Source organism: Streptomyces sp. NBC_01351, assembly GCF_036237315.1.
In the GTDB taxonomy this organism is placed as follows: Bacteria; Actinomycetota; Actinomycetes; order Streptomycetales; family Streptomycetaceae; genus Streptomyces.
Genome location: NZ_CP108356.1, coordinates 5619179 through 5639120, shown reverse-complemented (window position 1 = coordinate 5639120; position 19942 = coordinate 5619179). Strand labels below are relative to the sequence as shown.

The 19942-nt window shown below is 71.7% G+C and carries 13 protein-coding genes; 2 read left to right on the top strand and 11 right to left on the bottom strand.

What is annotated here, in order from left to right:
- Positions 1-124: 124 nt before the first annotated feature.
- Together OG625_RS25900 and OG625_RS25895 are read left to right on the top strand one after the other, a co-directional pair.
- Positions 125-3046 (top strand): bifunctional glycosyltransferase/CDP-glycerol:glycerophosphate glycerophosphotransferase, encoded by a 2922-nt coding sequence (locus OG625_RS25900; RefSeq protein ID WP_329385656.1) that lies wholly within the window; start codon positions 125-127, stop codon positions 3044-3046.
- Complete coding sequence (locus OG625_RS25895) at positions 3043-4191, top strand: glycosyltransferase (RefSeq protein ID WP_329385653.1); 1149 nt, start codon at positions 3043-3045, stop codon at positions 4189-4191. Before OG625_RS25900 ends, OG625_RS25895 begins: the two co-directional genes overlap by 4 nt.
- A gap of 77 nt (positions 4192-4268) precedes the next feature.
- Here OG625_RS25895 and galE read toward each other — a convergent pair whose 3' ends face one another.
- The 11 genes from galE to OG625_RS25840 all read right to left on the bottom strand — a co-directional run bounded on the left by galE (position 4269) and on the right by OG625_RS25840 (position 19885).
- Entirely contained in the window at positions 4269-5294 is a 1026-nt protein-coding gene (gene galE, locus OG625_RS25890) for a UDP-glucose 4-epimerase GalE (protein WP_329385650.1), read from the bottom strand.
- Between the two features lie 31 nt (positions 5295-5325).
- Positions 5326-6942, bottom strand: a complete 1617-nt coding sequence (locus tag OG625_RS25885; RefSeq protein ID WP_329385647.1) for a glycosyltransferase — start codon at positions 6940-6942, stop codon at positions 5326-5328.
- Positions 6943-7020: 78 nt separating this feature from the next.
- Positions 7021-8466, bottom strand: coding sequence for a GTPase ObgE (obgE, locus tag OG625_RS25880; protein WP_329385644.1), 1446 nt, complete (start codon positions 8464-8466; stop codon positions 7021-7023).
- A gap of 177 nt (positions 8467-8643) precedes the next feature.
- The gene (rpmA, locus tag OG625_RS25875; protein ID WP_030027134.1) at positions 8644-8898 is read right to left on the bottom strand and encodes a 50S ribosomal protein L27; all 255 of its coding nucleotides are present in this window, start codon (positions 8896-8898) and stop codon (positions 8644-8646) included.
- Between the two features lie 13 nt (positions 8899-8911).
- Positions 8912-9232 (bottom strand): 50S ribosomal protein L21, encoded by a 321-nt coding sequence (gene rplU, locus OG625_RS25870; protein WP_030715748.1) that lies wholly within the window; start codon positions 9230-9232, stop codon positions 8912-8914.
- A gap of 149 nt (positions 9233-9381) precedes the next feature.
- The gene (locus OG625_RS25865) at positions 9382-9882 is read right to left on the bottom strand and encodes a hypothetical protein (RefSeq protein WP_329385640.1); all 501 of its coding nucleotides are present in this window, start codon (positions 9880-9882) and stop codon (positions 9382-9384) included.
- Between the two features lie 88 nt (positions 9883-9970).
- Positions 9971-13927 carry an Rne/Rng family ribonuclease gene (locus tag OG625_RS25860; RefSeq protein WP_329385638.1) on the bottom strand — a complete coding sequence of 1319 codons (3957 nt, stop codon included), beginning with the start codon at positions 13925-13927 and terminating at the stop codon, positions 9971-9973.
- Positions 13928-14163: 236 nt separating this feature from the next.
- Positions 14164-14943, bottom strand: a complete 780-nt coding sequence (locus OG625_RS25855; protein ID WP_329385635.1) for a TIGR03936 family radical SAM-associated protein — start codon at positions 14941-14943, stop codon at positions 14164-14166.
- A 110-nt stretch (positions 14944-15053) separates the two neighbouring features.
- Positions 15054-16289, bottom strand: a complete 1236-nt coding sequence (locus OG625_RS25850; protein WP_329385632.1) for a hypothetical protein — start codon at positions 16287-16289, stop codon at positions 15054-15056.
- Positions 16290-16366: 77 nt separating this feature from the next.
- Complete coding sequence (locus OG625_RS25845; protein ID WP_329385629.1) at positions 16367-18292, bottom strand: TIGR03960 family B12-binding radical SAM protein; 1926 nt, start codon at positions 18290-18292, stop codon at positions 16367-16369.
- Positions 18293-18364: 72 nt separating this feature from the next.
- A complete protein-coding gene (locus tag OG625_RS25840) occupies positions 18365-19885 on the bottom strand; it encodes a CYTH and CHAD domain-containing protein (protein ID WP_329385627.1) in 1521 nt (506 codons plus the stop codon).
- Between the last annotated feature and the right edge of the window lie 57 nt (positions 19886-19942).

Sequence of the window (19942 nt, the reverse complement as noted above, 5' to 3'; positions counted from 1 at the left end):
CGACAGGACCCGCCACTCACCGTCTTCCTTAGAAGTATGCACGGCGGTGGTTGGCGGACGGCCCGCCGAGGTCGGCCTGCCTGAGCGGAGGGCGGCGCACGGTAGCTTTGACGGGATAAGCGGAATGAGCGGAACGAAACGAATCGAAGGGATCGAGGTGCACGTGCCCGACGTCTCCGTGGTCGTCATCGTCTACAACGACGCAGAGCGTCTGTCGACAGCAGTCCGGTCGGTATTGGACCAGACCCTGCACGGGGTCGAAGTCGTGATCGTCGACGACTGCAGCAAGGACCGCTCGTTCGCGGTCGCCCAGGAACTGGAAGCGGCGCATCCGGGGAGAGTGCGGGCCTTCCGGCTGCCGGAGAACAGCGGCGGCTGCGGTGCGCCCCGCAACCACGGCATCCAGCAGGCCACCGGCACGTACGTCATGTTCCTGGACAGCGACGACGTACTGGAGCGCAACGCCTGCCGGAACATGCTGGACGCGGCCGAGCGGACCGGCTCCGACCTGGTCTCGGGCATGTGCGTACGCGTGCACCTCGACAACCGGTGGGGCAAGACCACCGAGTGGTACCCCTGGATCTACTCGCGCACGCGCACCCTGGAGTCGATCACCGAGTTCCCGGACCTGCTGGTCTACGACACCCTCTCCACGAACAAGTGCTACCGGCGCGAGTTCCTGCTGGAGCAGGGCCTGGAGTTCCCGGTCGGGATCCACTACGAGGACCTGCTGTTCTCCGCGCAGGCCTACGTGGCCGCCCGCCGCATCACCCTGATCCCGAACCACGTCTACTTCTGGAACGTGATCGAGAAGGCGGCGGCGAAGTCGATCAGCAACCGGCGCCACGAGATCGCGAACTTCGTCCACCGGATGGAGATCCACCGCCGCGTCGACGAGCTGCTCGCCTCGAAGGGCCACACGGACATCAAGTCCGCGAAGGACGCCAAGTTCCTCAAGCACGACCTGGTGCTGCACCTGCGCGACCTGCCCCTGCTCAGCGACGAGTACCGCCAGGAGTTCGCCCGCCTCGCCAACGGCTACCTGGCCGGCATCGACCCGGTGGCGTACGAGAACGTCACGTACCTCCAGGCGATCTGCGCCTACCTGCTGGGCAAGGAGGACTGGGACAACCTGCTCCCGGCCGCCGACGCCATGACCAACAAGGGCCGGCTCTCCTCCCCCCTCGCCGAGCGCGACGGTCGCGTCTACTGGTGCGCGGAGCACATCGACGCCGCCGACACCGACGACGCCGACGAGGCCCGCCGGATACTGGACGTCACCGGGCAGGGCTTCCACACCGCCCCGCTCACCTCCCTCCAGCTAGGCAACCGCCTCACCTCCTACGAGGACGACGGGCGCGGCACGGTCACGCTGTCGGGCGCCGTCGTGAACCCGCTGGGGCGGATCCCGGCGGACGCGGAGCTGAAGGCCTCGCTCGAATTCCGGGCCCGCCGGCAGATCGGCGTGCGTTCTTTCAGCTTCCCGGTGGCAACCGTGCGCCACGCCGGTGACACGATCGAGTGGACCGGCACCGCCGACGTCGGCTCGACCGTCCGTCCCCTCGGCATCATCGACGCCGTCTGGGACGTCCGGCTGAAGCTGACGGCCGGAGGCGAGAAGATCACCACCCGCGTCTCCGTCGGTGGGGTCGACCTGGAGTCGGCGGCCCGGCTGCGCGTGCGGCCGCGGCTGACCCGGCTGGTCTCCGACCGCTTCGAGCCGGAGATGACCAAGAAGGGCAACCTCTCCTACGTCCTGACCGCCGAGAGCGCCGCCGCCGTCCGCACCCAGTCGCTGATCAACAACGCCATACAGGGCAAGGCGGCCAACGTGGTGAAGCGGGGCCTGCGCAAGGCCCTGCGGGCCCGCCGGAACCTCGGCTCCGGCGAGCAGAAGGTGAAGGTCTACCACGAGGTCTTCTCGAAGCTGCCGATCAAGAAGGGCACGGTCGTCTTCGAGAGCCACATGGGCAAGCAGTACAGCGACAGCCCGAAGGCGATCTACGAGGAGCTGGTGCGCCAGGGCGCGCCCTTCGAGGCGATCTGGTCGTACGCGGGCGGCAAGCCCACAGGCTTCCCCAAGGAGGCCACCCTGGTGCGCCGTTGGAGCTGGGCGTACCTGCGGGCGCTGGCCCAGGCCGAGTACTGGGTGGACAACCAGGGCTTCCCGCTGGCCCTGACCAAGCGCGCGGGAACCACGTACATCCAGACCTGGCACGGTTCCGCGCTCAAGCGGATGGGCTTCCACGAGCCGCGCACGAAGGCGCAGGGACGGGCCGGCCAGGACCGCTTCCAGGCGGCCGTCGACCGCTTCGACCACTTCCTGATCCGCTCCGAGCACGACGCCCGCACCCTCGCCAAGGGCTTCCGGCTGCGCGACGAGGTGCTGCTGCGCAGCGGTTACCCGCGCAACGACGCCCTCGTCGAGGCGCACCGCAGCGAGGCGCACAGCGGTGAGCGGGTGCGCGGGCCGCTGGCCGCCGAGCTCGGCATCGACCCGGAGAAGAAGGTGCTGCTGTACGCGCCAACCTTCCGGGCAGCCGCCGACGGCACCGTCGAGGGCTTCGTGTTCCCCTTCGACGTGGAGGAGTTCGCCGACCGGCTCGGCGACCGCTTCACGCTGCTGGTGCGCACGCACTACCTCAACAGCGTCTCGCTGCCGCCGTCGGTCGCGGGCCGTGTCGTGGACGTCTCCCGGCACCACGACATCACCCCGCTGCTGGCCCTCGCGGACGGGCTGATCACCGACTACTCGTCCGTGATGTTCGACTACGCCCTGCTGGACCGGCCGATGCTGTTCTTCGCGTACGACTACGAGAAGTACGCCACGGACATCCGCGGCACCTACTTCGACCTGAAGGAGAAGGCACCCGGTCCGGTGGTCGCCAAGGCGGACGAGCTCCTGCAGGCGCTGTCGGTCTTCGAGGAGGCGGACGCCAAGTACGCCGAGGCGCGGCAGCGTTTCCTCACCGAGTTCGGCGAGTACGACCGCGGGGACGCCGCCCGCCAGATCGTCGAGAAGTTCTTCACCAGGAGCGGCAAGTGAGCCGGGAAATCTTCATCGTCTCCAACAACGTCGACGAGCTCGGCGGCGTGACCACCTGGTCCCACCAGATGGCCCGGCTGTTCACCGAGCGCGGGCACCGGGTCCACATCGTCGGCATCGCCCCGGTCCCCGAGCAGATCCGCCAGACACTGCCGGCGGACCTGCCGTACGAGATGACCACCCTGTACGACGCCCACCCGCCCTCGGCGCGCAGGCTGCGCGGGATCAAGGGCCGGCTGAACGCGCCCGAGCGGCGCCGGCAGGCGGCCCGGCGGGCGAAGATGCGGGCCAAGGCGGAGCGGCTCACCGAGCTGTTCCGCGCGGCCCGCCCGGGCAGCGTGGTCATCGTCACCCAGGTCTGGGCGATGGAGTGGGTGGCCCTCGCCGACACCAAGGGGCTCACCGTCATCGGGATGAGCCACGAGTCCTTCGAGGCCAGCCAGAAGTCGACGCGTGGCGAGCGGGTCCGCCGGTACTACCCCGAGGTCGACCGGCTGCTGGTGCTGACCCCGGAGGACGCGGACCTGTGGATCCGGGCGGGCATGGAGAACGTGGGCAGCATGCCGAACCCGCTGCCCTTCATGCCCGACTCCCCCGCGCCGCGCACCGAGAGGGTCGTGGCCTGCGTCGGCCGCCTCGCCTTCGAGAAGGGCGTCGACCTGCTGCTCGACGCCTGGGCGGACGCCTCCCCGCACCACCCCGACTGGGTTCTGCGGATCTACGGGGCGGGCGTGGAGGAGCCGGCGCTGCGGGCGCACTGCGCCTCGCTGGGGCTGGACGAGTCCGTGCAGTGGATGGGCAGCACCGACGACGTGCTGGGAGCGCTGCGCGGGGCCTCGGTCTTCGCGCAGGCCTCGCGTGCCGAGGGCTTCCCGATCACCCTGCTGGAGGCGATGGCGGCGGGCCTGCCCGTCGCGGCCTTCGATTGCGCGCCCGGCGTGCGGGAGATCGTCCGGCACGGTGAGGACGGGCTGCTGGCCCGGCTGGGCAACACGATGGAGCTGGCCGGGCACCTGGACGCCCTGATGACCGACGCGGAGCTGCGCGACCGGCTCGGGGACACCGCGTTCCGCTCGGTGCAGCGGTACTCCAGCGCCGAGATCACCGACCGGTGGGAGGAGCTGTTCTCCTTCCTGGAGCGCTAGCAACACCCGCGGACATGGAGCCGCCCGCCCCGGAACTCGTCCGGGGCGGGCGGCTTTCACATGGTGTCCCGGGCTCGTCAGACCGCGTGGACGTCCTTGTGGCGGTCCTTGTGGGCGGCGGCCTTCGCGGCCTTGTTGGCCTCCCAGCCCGCCCAGGCGGAGGTCACCATGGCACGGACGTCGTGCCGGGCCTTCCAGCCCAGCACGCTGGTGATCTTTTCGGCCGAGGCCACGACCTTCGCCGGGTCGCCGGGGCGGCGCGGGCTGATCACCGGGGGGTGCGCGTGCCCGGTGCTCTTGTTGAGGAGGTCTACCATCTCGGCGACGGAGACGCCCTCGCCCCGCCCGATGTTGACGGTGAGGTCCTTGTAGTCCCTGGCCGCGGCCCACTCGGCGAGCTTGTGGGCCGCCGCCACGTGGGCCTCCGCGAGGTCCTCGACGTGGATGTAGTCGCGGATGCAGGTGCCGTCCGGCGTCGGGTAGTCGTCGCCGAAGATGCGCGCGCCCTCGCCCTTGTCATAGCGCTCGAAGACCATCGGGACCAGGTTGTAGACGCCCGTGTCGGCGAGCTCGGGGGTCGCGGCGCCCGCCACGTTGAAGTAGCGCAGGCAGGCGGTGGAGATGCCGTGCGCCCTGCCCGCGGCGCGGACCAGCCACTCGCCCGCCAGCTTCGTCTCGCCGTAGGGGCTCAGCGGCGCGCACGGGGTGTCCTCGGTGACCAGGTCCACGTCGGGCATGCCGTAGACGGAGGCGGAGGAGGAGAAGAGGAAGTTGCGGACGCCGGCCTCGGCCACGGCCTGGAGCAGGACCGTGAGGCCCTGCACGTTCTCGTGGTAGTAGTGCAACGGCTTCTCGACGGACTCGCCGACCTGCTTCTTGCCCGCCAGGTGCACCACGCCGGTGATCTTGTGCGCGCGGATGACCGCGTCCAGCGCCAGGCGGTCCAGGACCGAGCCGACCACCAGCGGAACGCCCTCCGGCACACGGTCCTCGTCGCCCGTGGAGAGGTCGTCGAAGACCACGACCTTCTCCCCCGCGAGCACCATCGCGCGGACGACGTGCGAGCCGATGTATCCGGCGCCACCGGTGATCAGAAAGGTCATGTGCAGCTCCTGGTCCTGTCTGGGGTCGTGCTCAGCGCGACGCGTAGCCTGCCCTCGCCCGGCCGATCCGGTTCTGTACGAGGTACAGCGCACCCGCCGCGCCGGGCGCGAGGCGCAGGGCGAGCGAGCCCGAACCCGTCCGGTACGGCTGCGTCAACAAAACACCGTACCGGCTGCTGGGCAGGGCGCGGCGCCGCAGCAGACGGCCCCGGGGGCGCAGGGAGGTGAGCAGGGAGCTTCCGTCCTCGCACTCCACCACCACGCCGACGTTCCACGCCTGGAGCCTGCGCAGGCCCATGCTGCGGCCGGTGGCGGCCAGGTCGGCGAGGCGGAAGGGCAGCACCACCGACCAGCCGCCCTCCTCGTCCGGGGTGAGGTGCACGGGCTTGGCGAGTACCGGATCGCCGCCGGCGCGGGGCAGGAAGCGCAGCTGCGCGGTCCGCGGGCCGGCCGCCGCCAGCCGCCCGTACAGGTCGTGCAGCCGCAGCCGGACGGCCGCGTTGCCCGCCGGTTCGGCGTCTATGGTCACCGGCAGCGCGTCCGTCGGCAGCTCGCGCAGGCCGTCCAGCTCGATCGGGAGCTCCTCGCTCCACACGGGCACCCCGTCGGGGCCGGTCGCGTACGGGGGCAGCAGCCGCGGCGGCTCGGCGGCGAAGCGGGTCAGCCGCTCGACGTCGGCGGGCGGGGTGGCGGTGGCCCGCAGCACCCGTACGACCCAGCGCGCGTGCGGGGCGGCGGCCTCGACGGCGGCCTCGTCGAAGGTGTCGAGGTACTCGCGGGTCAGGGTCCACCAGGCGGCCTGGTACTCGGGGTCCTTGCCGAGCTCGCGCAGGTACATGCGCAGGTCGTACTCCAGGAACTTCACCTGGCAGGCGAGGCCCAGATCCGGGGAGGCCGCGGCGAGGGTCCGGGAGGCGGTGCGGTGGGCCTCGATGCGGGAGCGCCAGTTCCCGACGTCCTTGCGGTCCAGGGAGATGGACACCTGGGCGGCGGCGCGGCGCACGTGCCACACGTAGACGAGGTCGTCGATCACCGCGATGCGGGGGGCGGCGGCCAGGACGCGTGCGGTGAAGACGAAGTCCTCGTAGATGAAGCGGCCGTCGGGAAAGCGGATCGAATGCTCATCCAGGAATGACCGCTCGTACAGCTTGTTGACGCAGAGCGTGTCGCGGACCAGCTCGGGCCGGTCCGCGGGCCGGTCGATCACATCGCCCGCGGTGTACAGCCCGGGCATCCACGGCACGTCGTGGTGCTGCGGCAGCTCCCGGCGTACGCACGCGCCGACGGTGACTGCCGCCCGGTGCTCCACGGCCGCGCGCACCAAGGCGTCGGCCGCCCCCGGGGGCAGCACGTCGTCGCTGTCCAGGAACAGCACGTACGAGGAGGTCGCGGCCGCGATCCCGTCGTTGCGCGGGGTCCCGCACCCGCCACTGTTCTCCGTACGGTGTACGGCCTTGAGGCGCGGGTGGCGGGCGGCCAGCTCGTCCAGCACGCGCGCGGTGCCGTCGGACGAGGAGTCGTTCACCGCGATGACCTCGGCGACCACCGGGCCCTGGGCGAGAGCCGAACCGACGGCTTCGCCCACGAGCTCGGCATCGTTGTACGCGATCACCACAACGGAAACGGTGGGTAGATTCGTGCTGCTCACCCGGTGGATCCTAGGCGACCTGGGTAAACAGCAGATCAAGACCGCCCGGCACCCGGGCACCGCACGAACACGGCCGGGTCAGAAGGGACGGAACTCGTCGTACTCCTGCTGCGCCGAGTCCCCGCGCTTCGCGTCCTTCTCCTTGCGGCGCTGCGTGGCCGGACGGGGCTCGTCCAGACGGTGGTCCTCGCCACGGCGGCCCAGCATCTCGGCGCCGGCCATCACGGTCGGCTCCCAGTCGAAGACGACCGCGTTCTCGTCGGAGCCGATGGCCACGCCGTCGCCGGCGCGGGCGCCGGCCTTCTTCAGGGCCGCCTCGACGCCGAGGCGGTTGAGACGGTCCGCGAGGTAGCCGACGGCCTCGTCGTTGTTGAAGTCGGTCTGGCGGACCCAGCGCTCCGGCTTCTCGCCGCGGACGTTGTAGACGTCCTCGACCTCGTCGTAGGTGATGGTGAAGCCGGAGTCGTCCACGGCCTTCGGGCGGATGACGATGCGGGTCGCCTCCTCCTTCGGCTTGCGGGCGCGCGCCTTGGCGATGACCTGGGCGAGGAAGTAGGAGAGCTCCTTGAGGCCCGTGCGGGCGACCGCGGAGACCTCGAAGACCTTGTAGCCGCGCGCCTCCAGGTCCGGTCGGACCATGTCGGCGAGCTCCTGGCCGTCCGGGATGTCGACCTTGTTCAGGACGACGAGGCGCGGGCGCTTCTCCAGGCCGCCGCCGTAGAGCTTGAGCTCGTTCTCGATGGCGTCGAGGTCGGCGAGCGGGTCGCGGTCGGACTCCAGGGTGGCGGTGTCCAGGACGTGCACGAGGATCGAGCAGCGCTCGACGTGGCGCAGGAACTCCAGGCCGAGGCCACGGCCCTGGCTGGCGCCGGGAATGAGACCCGGGACGTCGGCGATCGTGTAGACCGTCGAGCCCGCGGTGACCACGCCGAGGTTGGGGACCAGGGTGGTGAAGGGGTAGTCGGCGATCTTCGGCTTGGCCGCGGAGAGCACCGAGATGAGCGAGGACTTGCCCGCGCTCGGGAAGCCGACGAGCGCCACGTCGGCGACGGTCTTGAGCTCCAGGACGATGTCGCCGGCGGTGCCGGGGACGCCGAGGAGCGCGAAGCCGGGCGCCTTGCGGCGCGCGGAGGAGAGCGCGGCGTTGCCGAGGCCGCCGCGGCCACCTTCGGCCGCGACGTAGGTGGTGCCCTGGCCGACGAGGTCGGCGAGGACGTTCCCCTCCTTGTCGAGGACGACGGTGCCGTCCGGGACGGGCAGGATCAGGTCCGTACCGTCCTTGCCGGAGCGGTTGTCGCCCGCGCCGGGCTGGCCGTTGGTGGCCTTGCGGTGCGGGCTGTGGTGGTAGTCCAGCAGGGTGGTGATCGCCTGCTCCACCACAAGGATCACGTCACCGCCACGGCCGCCGTTGCCGCCGTCGGGGCCGCCGAGCGGCTTGAACTTCTCCCGGTGAACGGAGGCGCAGCCGTGGCCCCCGTTACCCGCGGCGACATGCAGCTCGACGCGGTCCACGAAGGTGGTCATGGTTGTTCCTCCAGATACAGCGGGGATAGTCCGGAAAATCCGGTGGCAGGCCTTGCTGCCCATTAAACGTGTCTATGTGACAACGCGCCGAGGGCGGACCTCTCTTCCCGGCTGACGCCGGAAAGAGCTGAGATCCGCCCTCGGGAAGTTACGAACGCTTGATCAGCAGGAGCTGGATCAGGCGGCCGGAACGATGTTGACGACCTTGCGGCCACGGTGCGTGCCGAACTGGACCGCACCCGCCTGCAGCGCGAACAGCGTGTCGTCGCCACCACGACCGACACCCGAACCCGGGTGGAAGTGGGTGCCGCGCTGGCGGACGAGGATCTCACCAGCGGAAACGACCTGACCGCCGAAGCGCTTCACGCCGAGCCGCTGGGCATTGGAGTCGCGCCCGTTCCGGGTGGACGATGCGCCCTTCTTGTGTGCCATGTCTCAGTCCCTCTTACTTCGCAGCCGCGGGGATACCGGTGACCTTGATCGCCGTGTACTGCTGGCGGTGACCCTGGCGACGGCGGTAGCCGGTCTTGTTCTTGTAGCGCAGGATGTCGATCTTGGCGCCCTTGTGGTGGTCCACAATCTCGGCCGTGACCTTGATACCGGCCAGGACCCACGGGTCGCTGGTCACGGCGTCGCCATCGACAACGAGCAGGGTCGAGAGCTCGACCGTGTCGCCAACCTTGGCAGTGGAAATCTTGTCAACCTCAACGATGTCACCAACAGCAACCTTGTGCTGGCGACCACCGCTGCGCACGATGGCGTACACGCGGATCTCTCTCTCGCTCGATTCGGGAACCCCTGAAGCCAGCCGGCCCCGCAGTGAAACCGCAGACCGGCCTCTCCCACACCGCGAGGCGGTACGGGAGGTGAGGTGCTCAGTGGACGGCGTGCTCATAGACACGCCAGCGACCCAGGTTACGGGGCCGGGTCGGCAGGGTCAAACCGGGGGCTCGGGCCCGTGAACGCCTCCCGGATCCGGGCGAGCAGCGCGTCCGAGAACCCTCCGGGACCGGGCGTGACGACGGTTACCAGGGAGAAGCCGGCCCCCAGCAGACGCACGTCGTAGGGCGTGTGGCGGAAGCCCTCGTCCCCGTACGGATCCTCCATGGCCGTCACCCGCAGCGACTCCCACGAGGCCTTCTCGTACAGGACCGAGAAAGGGCCCTCACCGCTTCCGTCGAGCCGGTAGCCGTGGTCGTCCCACCAGCCCGGCATGGACTCGTCGCGGGCCACCAGGAGCTCCGCCGCCTCCTCCGGCAGTTCGAGGCCCGCCGGTGCCCACGGATGGAACCCGTCTCCTCCCACGAACGCCACCCGGAGCCCCGGCCGATCCTCGGCCCAGGACGCGAGGAAGCGCGCGATCGCCGGAGCGGGCGGCCCGTGGACCACGAAGACGTGATCGTCACCGGTTATCACCAGTGACTCCGTTCTGAGGTGGGAACGCGACGGACCCGCCCGGCGCCATGAGGCGCCGGGCGGGTCCGGATGGTGCTCGTGCCGCGGGTCAGGCTTCGGTCGGAGCCGAGACGGACGGGAGCGTCTGCTGCTCCGCCGCCGCGGTCTTCTTCGTCGCCCGCTTCGCCACGGTCTTCTTGGTCGTGGCCGCCTTCTTGGCCACGGTCTTCTTGGCCGCCGTCGCCTTCTTGGCGGTGGTGGCCTTCTTCGCCGCGGTCGCCGCCTTCTTGGCCGGGGCCTTCCTGGCGGCCTTCTTCACCGGGGCGGCCTCCTCGACGGGGGCCTCCGGCTCCGGCTCGGTCTCGGTCACCGGGGCCTCGACGACCACCACGGCGGCCTCTGCCGCGCCGGCCGGGGACCCGGCGGGTGCGGTGGCCTTACGGGTGGCACGGCGGCGCGGACGGGCCGGCGCGGCCTCGGCCACCGGCTCGACGACGGGCTCGGGCTCCGCCTCGGCGACGACCGGCTCCGGGGCCACCTCGGCCGCAGCGGCCGGGGCACCCGCCGGGGCGGTGGCCTTACGGGTCGCACGACGACGGGTCCGGCCCTTGGGGGCCTCCTCCACCACCGGCTCCGCGACGACCTCGGCCTCGACCTCGGCGACGACCTCGACGGCCGGCTCCAGGACGGTGTCGGCCGGCTCGGTCACCGGCTCGGCCTCGGCCACCTCGGCCACGGGGGCCGGGGCCGGGACGGCCGCACCGCGCGGGGCACCCGCCGGGGCGGTCGCCTTGCGGGTGGCACGGCGCCGGTTGCGGCGGCCGCTCAGACCCGCCGCGGCCTCGGCCTCGGCCGGGCTGCTGTACAGGTCCTCGCCCGCGACGAACTCCGGCTCCGGCAGCGCCACGGGCGCCGCGATCTCCGCGGCCACCTCGGCCTCGGTCTCAAAGACCTCCGCCTCGACCGTCTCGATCTCGTGGTCGTGCTGGTCGAACTCGGCCCGGCCACCGCGGCGCTTGGCGCGCTTGCCGTTGCCGCCGCCACCGATCGCGGTCGGGGTCTCCATGTGCACGATGACACCGCGGCCGTTGCAGTGGACGCAGGTCTCGGAGAAGGACTCCAGCAGACCCTGGCCCACCCGCTTGCGGGTCATCTGGACCAGGCCCAGCGAGGTGACCTCGGCCACCTGGTGCTTCGTACGGTCGCGGCCCAGGCACTCCAGCATGCGCCGCAGCACGAGGTCGCGGTTGGACTCCAGGACCATGTCGATGAAGTCGATGACGACGATGCCACCGAGGTCGCGCAGCCGCAGCTGGCGCACGATCTCCTCGGCCGCCTCCAGGTTGTTCCTGGTGACGGTCTCCTCGAGGTTGCCGCCCTGACCGGTGAACTTGCCGGTGTTGACGTCGATGACGATCATCGCCTCGGTCTTGTCGATCACAAGCGAGCCGCCCGAGGGCAGCCACACCTTGCGGTCGAGCGCCTTGGCGAGCTGCTCGTCGATCCGGTACGTCGCGAAGACGTCGACCTCGGAGGTCCAGCGGGACAGCCGGTCGGCCAGGTCCGGGGCGACGTGGTTCACGTAGCCGTGGATGGTCTCCCAGGCGCTGTCACCGCTGACGATGACCTTCGAGAAGTCCTCGTTGAAGATGTCGCGCACGACGCGGACGGTCATGTCCGGCTCGCCGTAGAGCAGGCTCGGCGAAGAGGTCGAGATCTGCTTCGACTTCTTCTGGATGTCCTCCCACTGGGCCTGCAGACGCTCGACGTCGCGGCGCAGCTCGTCCTCGCTCGCGCCCTCGGCGGCGGTGCGCACGATGACGCCCGCGTCCTCGGGGACGATCTTCTTGAGGATGGTCTTCAAACGCGCGCGCTCGGTGTCGGGCAGCTTGCGGCTGATGCCGGTCATCGAGCCCTCGGGCACGTAGACCAGGTAGCGGCCGGGCAGCGAGACCTGGCTGGTCAGGCGGGCGCCCTTGTGGCCGATCGGGTCCTTGGTGACCTGCACCAGGACCGACTGGCCGGACTTGAGGGCGGACTCGATGCGGCGCGGCCCGTTGGCCATGCCGAGCGCCTCGAAGTTGACCTCACCGGCGTACAGGACGGCGTTGCGGCCCTTGCCGATGTCGATGAAGGCGGCCTCCATGGACGGCAGCACGTTCTGGACCTTGCCCAGGTAGACGTTGCCGACGTACGAGGTGGCTTCTTCCTTGTTGACGTAGTGCTCGACGAGCACGTTGTCCTCGAGGACGCCGATCTGGGTGCGCTCGCCCGCCTGGCGGACGACCATCACGCGCTCGACGGCCTCGCGGCGGGCCAGGAACTCGGCCTCCGTGATGATCGGCACGCGGCGGCGGCCCTGCTCGCGGCCTTCGCGGCGGCGCTGCTTCTTCGCCTCCAGGCGGGTCGAGCCCTTGATGGACTGGACCTCGTCGGACGGCTCGGCCTTCTCGCGGGCCGGGCGGGGCTCGCGGACCTTGACGACGGTACGGACACCCTCGTCCTCGCCGGTCTCGGCGTCGGCGGCGCTGTCACCGCTGCGACGGCGGCGACGACGGCGACGGCGGCTGGAGCTGGAGCCCAGGGCGGCCTCGTCGGCCTCCTCGTCCTCTTCCTCCTCGGCGTCCTGCTCGGCGGCCTCGGCCTCGGCTTCCGCCTCTTCCTCGGCGGACTCGTCGAGGTCGGCGGCCTCGCCACGGCGGCGACGACGGCCACCGCGACGGCGACGGCGCGACGGGCGCTCGCCCGACTCGTCGCCCTCTTCGAACTCGGCGGCCTCTTCCTCCAGCTCGGCCTCGGGCTCTTCCTCGGCGAGCACCTCGGGGAGGGAGACGGGCGCGGACTCGGCGACGGGCGCGGCCTCGACGGCGCCACGGCCGCGGCGGCGGCGACGGCCGGCGGGCTGCGGGGCGGGGGCTGCGGCCTCGGTCTCGACGACCTCGGCTTCGAGCTCCTCGTCCTCCTCCAGCTCCTCGGCCGGAGCGGCGGCGCGCGCGGCGGCCGCGGCCATGGCGGCGGTCTCCGGGGTCTGGAACATGGGCTCGGCGAAGACCGGGGCCTGGAAGACGGCCACGGCGGGACGCGCGGCGCGGCGGGCGGCGCGGGCCGGCGCCGGGGCGGCGGGCTCTGCGCTCTCGACGGGCTGGGCGGCAGCGGGCTGCGCGGGGGCGGCCGCGGCCGCGGTGGTGGAACGGGTGGCGCGACGGCGGCCGCCGCGCTTCGGGGAGTCCAGCGCGTCGGCGACGGTGAACGTCCGGGCGGCGGCCTTGGGGGCCTCCTCCGCGACGGGGGCCTCGACGACGGCCTCGGCCACCGGGGTGGGAGCCTCGGGGGCGGTGACGGCGCGGGTGGCGCGGCGACGGGCACGCGGGGCGGGAGCGGCGGGCTCCTCGGCCACGACGGCGGCCGGAGCCTCCGCTGCGGCCGGGGCGACCTCGGTGGCCTGCGCGGTCTCGGCGGCCGGGGCGGTCACGGCGCGGGTCGCACGGCGACGGGCACGGGGGGCGGGAGCGGCGGGCTCCTCGGCCACGGGGGCCGCAGCGGGCTCCTCGACCACGATCGGCGCGGCCTCGGCGACCGGAGCGGCCACGGCGCGGGTGGCACGGCGACGGGCACGGGGGGCGGGAGCGGCCGGAGCCTCTTCCGCAGCGGCCGGAGCGGCCTCGGCTACCGGAGCGGCTTCGGCGGCCGGAGCCTCCGGGGCGGCGACGGCGCGGGTGGCACGGCGACGGGCACGCGGAGCGGGAGCGGCGGCCTCTTCGGCCACGGCGGCGGCCGGAGCCTCCGCAGCGGCGGGAGCCTCCACCGCGACCGGCGCGGCCTCGGCGACCGGAGCGGCCACGGCGCGGGTCGCGCGGCGGCGGGGACGGGCGGGGGCTGCGTCAGGAGCGGCCTCCGGGGCCGCGGCGGCCGGAGCGGCCTCGGGCGCAGCTGCGACGGGGCTGGTCTCGGCGACGGTCGCACCGGGCGGGCCGGCGGGCCGGGAAGCTGCGCGGCGACGCCTGCGCGGAGGCAGGTTGTCGCTCGGGCTGTTGTTGTCGGTGGTGTCGTTTTCGTTGTTGAGCATTGCGGGCGGTTCTCCCGTCACGCTCCCGGGCGCCGCGGCTGACGTCCGGTCCGGCTCGGCTGCCGCGTAATGAGCGCGGAACCGGCCTCCGGGGCGCGTTCGCCACACGGGAGCTGTAGTCCATGGCCGCCGGTTCCGTACGTGTTGTCCGTACGGCCTGGCGGAAGTCTTCAGGTCAGTGCGCGGCCCGACCCAGGTGGCTCCCGAGTGCCAGGGCTGCGCGACGACGACGATCCCTACGCGGCGGGACCTTCCGGCGCCTTCGCGTCGGCGGCTACGGCGGCCGTGGGTGGGGCGGCCGTGTCAGCCTCGCGGTCGGGCGCGAGCGGGTCGGTCACCGTGCCGGACTCCTCGTCGAAGAGCCCCTGCGCCAGCCTGGTCACCGCAGAGGGGACCGGCGGCGCCAGGTCGGCTACAGCTCGGAGACCGGACAGGACGTCGTCGGGTCGCACGGCAGGTGTCAAATGCCGAACAACCAGCCGCAGTATCGCACAGGCACTGTCCAGCGGCCTATCACCAGCGGCGGGAAGCGCCTCGAGGCTGACGACGGCACCTCGCGTGTCGAACGTCCGCATGCCGTTCTTGGTGCGGCGCTGCACCTCGACGCTCTCGGCGGCGAGGAAGGCCTCCACGGCCCGCTCGGCTTCGGCGGGCTCCACGCCGTCCAGGCGCAGCTCCCACACGGAGGCGGTCAGCCGGTCCGCGAGGCCGGAGGTGCGGGCCTCGACGGCGTCGATGATGTCGAGGCCGGTCGGCATCGACTCGTCGAGCAGTGCGCGGAGCTTCTCGGGGTCGCGCGGCGCGGAGAGGGCGATCTCCAGGTATTCGGCCTCGCTGCCGGTCCCGGTCGGGGCGGCGTTCGCGTACGAGACGCGCGGGTGCGGGGTGAAGCCGGCCGAGTACGCCATCGGCACCTCGGCACGGCGCAGGGCCCGCTCGAACGCGCGCTGGAAGTCACGGTGGCTGGTGAACCGGAGGCGTCCGCGCTTGGTGTAGCGCAGTCGGATGCGCTGCACCACCGGTGCGGGAGGCGGGCCTTCGGGCTGTCGCTTGCCCAGTGGTTCTTCTCCTTGTGCGGGGCTCCGCGGCCGGCGCGTCGCCCTGAGGTCTGTCGACCCGCTCCGGCTCACCCCTGCCGTTTGTGCAGGGAGATCTCGGCAGCGGGTGCCGCGTCGGCGGCTGTCGTACTACCCAGAGTACGCGCCCGTGACCTCGCCGGTTCCCGGGGAGGAGTACCGAACAGCGCCGTACGCACCTCCGCGCGGACCTCCCGCACGGTGGCGCGCACCGTCCGCCACACGTCGCGCACGAGGTGCCCGGCCGGGGTCAGGACGTGCCGGTACACCCGCGACACGGGCCACCCGACGGCCACCCACCCGACCCATTTGACCGCCCGCCACAACCATCCGGTGATCACCCCGGCCACGTGCCAGGCCCAGACGAGGACCTGCCCGAGGGGCGTCAACACGTACCGGTAGAACCCGCGCGCCAGCCACGCGAGCCCCAGCCCGAGGGGCCGCACCAGATGGCGGTAGACCGCCTTCACCAACCACAGGAACCCCTGCCCGACCGGTGTCAGCAGATACCGGTACACCGCCCACACCAGCCACACGAAGCCCTGCCCGACCGGCCGCAGCACGTACCGCCACAGCCCCACCCAGGGCCAGACGAAGAGGAGCATGCCCAGCGCCCACCCGAGCCACATCCCGGCCTTGGCCAGCGGCGCGATCAGGTACCGCACCGCACCGAGGCCCACCCAGGCCAGGGCGACGCCCAGCGGGTGCAGCACGTACGCGTACAGCGCCCGGCCGATCGGCGCGAGGACGTTCGCGTACACCCACGAGACCACCCACACAGTCCCGCGCCAGACCGGCACCAGCACGTACCGCCACAACCCCACCCACGGCCACACGAAGACCAGCTTGAACAGCGTCACGACCAGCCAGACGAGAGCGCGCAACAAGGGCTCCAGCACGTACGCGTACAGCGCCCGGCCGGCCGGCGCGAGGACGTTCGCGTACACCCACGAGGCCACCCACACCGTCCCGCGCCAGACCGGCACCAACACGTACCGCCAGAGCCCCACCCACGGCCACACGAAGACCAGCTTGAACAGCGTCACGACCACCCAGGCGAGTCCGCGCAGCAGCGGTTCCAGGACGTGCTGCCACAGCGGCGCGAGCACGTGCCGCCGCAGCAGCCGCCCGAGGGCGACGAGCAGGTCCCAGACCACCCGTACGGGCAGTACGACCAACACCGCCACGATCTTCACGGGTATCCGCACGACCCCCACCAGACAGCCGTCGCCGTCGTACGCGTGCGCGGGCGGCTGCCGCTTCTCGAACTCCCCTGGGCTCTCCATGCCGCTAAGGACACACGAAGGGCCCCGACCGTTGCGGTCGGGGCCCTTCGTCGTGTTCGGACCGGGGATTTACCGGGTCACTTCACCACGGACAGCGGCAGGAGCTTCTTGCCCGTGGGGCCGATCTGGATCTCGGTCTGCATCTGGGGGCACACGCCGCAGTCGAAGCACGGCGTCCAGCGGCAGTCGTCGACCTCGGTCTCGTCGAGGGCGTCCTGCCAGTCCTCCCAGAGCCAGTCCTTGTCGAGACCGGAGTCCAGGTGGTCCCAGGGCAGGACTTCCTCGTACGTGCGCTCGCGCGTCGTGTACCAGGCCACGTCCACGCCGTACTTCGGCAGCGTCTTCTCGGCCGCCTCCATCCAGCGGTCGTACGAGAAGTGCTCGCGCCAGCCGTCGAAGCGGCCGCCCGACTCGTAGACCGCGCGGATCACGTCGCCGATGCGGCGGTCGCCGCGCGAGAGGAGTCCCTCGACGATGCCCGGCTTGCCGTCGTGGTAGCGGAAGCCGATGGAGCGGCCGTACTTCTTGTCCCCGCGGAGCTTGTCGCGGAGCTTGCCCAGACGGGCGTCCGTCTCCTCCGCCGACAGCTGCGGCGCCCACTGGAAGGGGGTGTGCGGCTTCGGTACGAACCCGCCGATCGACACCGTGCAGCGGATGTCGTTCTGGCCGGAGACCTCTCGGCCCTTGGCGATGACGTTGACCGCCATGTCGCCGATCTGCAGGACGTCTTCGTCGGTCTCGGTCGGCAGGCCGACCATGAAGTACAGCTTCACCTGGCGCCAGCCGTTGCCGTACGCCGTGGCGACCGTCCGGATCAGGTCCTCTTCCGAGACCATCTTGTTGATGACCTTGCGCATGCGCTCGGAGCCGCCCTCGGGGGCGAAGGTGAGGCCGGAGCGGCGACCGTTGCGGGTCAGCTCGTTCGCCAGGTCCACGTTGAAGGCGTCCACGCGGGTCGACGGCAGGGACAGGCCCACCTTGTCGTCCGTGTAGCGGTCCGCGAGGCCCTTGGCGATGTCCGCGATCTCGGTGTGGTCCGCCGAGGAGAGGGACAGGAGGCCGACCTCCTCGAAGCCCGTGGCCTTGAGCCCGCGCTCCACCATCTCGCCGATGCCGGTGATGCTTCGCTCCCGCACGGGTCGCGTGATCATGCCGGCCTGGCAGAAACGGCAGCCGCGGGTGCAGCCGCGGAAGATCTCCACGGACATCCGCTCGTGGACGGTCTCGGCGAGCGGGACCAGCGGCTGCTTGGGGTACGGCCACTCGTCGAGGTCCATGACCGTGTGCTTGGACACCCGGTAGGGGACGCCGGACTTGTTCGGGGCGACGCGCGCGATGCGGCCGTCCGGGAGGTAGTCGACGTCGTAGAAGCCCGGCACGTAGACCTGGCCGGTCTTGGCCAGCCGGAACAGGACTTCCTCGCGCCCGCCCGGCCGCCCCTCGGCCTTCCAGGTGCGGATGATCTCGGTCATGTCGAGGACGGCCTGCTCGCCGTCGCCGATGACCGCGCAGTCGATGAACTCCGCGATCGGCTCGGGGTTGAAGGCCGCGTGGCCGCCCGCGAGGACGATCGGGTGGTCGACCGTACGGTTCCTGGCCTCCAGCGGGATGCCCGCGAGGTCCAGGGCCGTGAGCATGTTGGTGTAGCCCAGCTCCGTGGAGAAGGACAGTCCGAACACGTCGAAGGCCGAGACGGGGCGGTGGCTGTCCACGGTGAACTGCGGCACCTTGTGCTCGCGCATCAGTTCTTCGAGGTCGGGCCAGACGCTGTAGGTGCGCTCGGCGAGGACGCCCTCGCGCTCGTTGAGCACCTCGTAGAGGATCATGACGCCCTGGTTGGGCAGCCCGACTTCGTACGCGTCCGGGTACATGAGCGCCCAGCGGACGTCGCAGCTCTCCCACTCCTTGACCGTGGAGTTGAGTTCACCGCCGACGTACTGGATGGGCTTCTGCACATGCGGAAGCAGGGCCTCAAGCTGAGGGAAGACCGACTCGGTCATCACGCGACTTTCGTGAAGCGGGCAGGGGGCAGCTCTCAAGCGTACCCCGAGGCTCGGCCGCCCCCACCCACATGATCATCCCAGTGCGGTCCGCAGCTCCGGGTCCGAGACCTCGTGCCAGATGTCCGGAAGCTCCCGTTCGCGGCGCTCGGCAATGGCCTCCTCGCGGGCGTACAGCACTCCCCAGGTGAAGGCCGACTCGCTGGCGCCCGCCGCCTGGGCGCCGAGCCCGCGCAGGGCTTCGCGGGCCACCACGCTGTCCTGGTGGTCGCCGAGCAGGGTCTGGACCGCCTTCATCGCCTTGGCCAGGCGCTTGGCCGGTTTGCCGAGTGCGGGCACGGCCGCCTCCGCCGCGTAGCGGGCGCGCTTGGCGGCCTTGCGGGCCTCGTGCAGGGCCAGGTCCCGTTCGTGTCCGGCCTCCAGGGCGAGGGCGGAGCCGACCCGGGCGGCCAGGCGTTCGTAGTCGCCGAGCACCGCCTTGGGCAGTGCCTCCCGGGCGGGGGTGGCGGCGTGCTTCAGCAGGGGCGGCTCGGCGAGCAGGGCGTCCAGGGTGTCGAGCAGGGCCAGGTAGCGCGGGCTGTCGAGGGCGGCCAGGGCGCGGCGCCTCGATCCGGAGCTGCGGGCGGTGTTCCAGATGCGCAGCCGGGCACGGACGGGGCCGAGCTGGAGGGTGCGCGGGAGTTCGTCGAGGCGGGTGCGGATCCGCTCCAGCAGCACTTCCTGGTCGCGGTCGACGCCGAGTTCGGCGGCCAGCCAGCGCAGCTCCTCGCCGACGGGGTCGGTGGCGGAGCGGTCGAGCAGCTTGCGGTGGGTCTTGAAGGCGCTGCGCAGCCGGCGGGAGGCGACCCGCATCTGGTGGACGGAGTCCGGCAGGCCCCTGCGGACGGCCGGGTCCTGGGCGATCAGGGCGTCGCGCTGTTCGCGCAGGTACGCGAGCACGTGCGCGCCGGCCGTACCGTCGCCCGGGTCGGCCGCGGCCCGGGCGGGCGGCGCGGAGTCGGTCTCGGCGAGGGCGCGGGCGAGCTTCGAGGGGGCGTCGGAGACCCGGAGGCCGGCCTTGCGGAAGGTCTTCTCGACGGCGTCGAGCAGTGCGGGGTCGACGCCGTCGGCGAGCTCCACCTCGACCTCGGTCCAGGCCGCGACGGTGTCGCCCCGCTCGGCGCGCACCTGGTCGGTGCTGAGTTCGGCGAGCAGGGCCCCGTCGGCGTCGAGGAGGTGGCTGACCCGGCGCGAGGAGAGGAGCCTCATCTGCGGCTGCAGGGCGGAGTCGCGCACCCGGGAGCGCAGCAGGGCGGCCAGTGGGCGCGGGACGGTGTCGCCGAGCGGGGCGGCGATCTCGTCGCGCACGCCCGGGGAGACGGGCAGTTTGAGGTGCCAGCCCGCGTCGGCGCCGCCGGTCCGGCGGCGCAGGGTGAGACCGTCGGCGGCGAGCCGTTGGTCGGGGGTGTCGTAGTAGACGGCGTCGAGGTCGACGGTGCCCTGGTCGGAGACGGCCGTGATCGCGGCCGTGCCCGTCAGGTCCGGCACCCCGCGCCGGGCGCTCTTCACTGTAGAGAACTCGAATTTCCGCTCGATTTCGCGCTTCGTGTCCGCCATAAACCGAACTTAGTCCTTAACGGATCACGTCGGCAGGGTGAACGGAACAACAAGCCG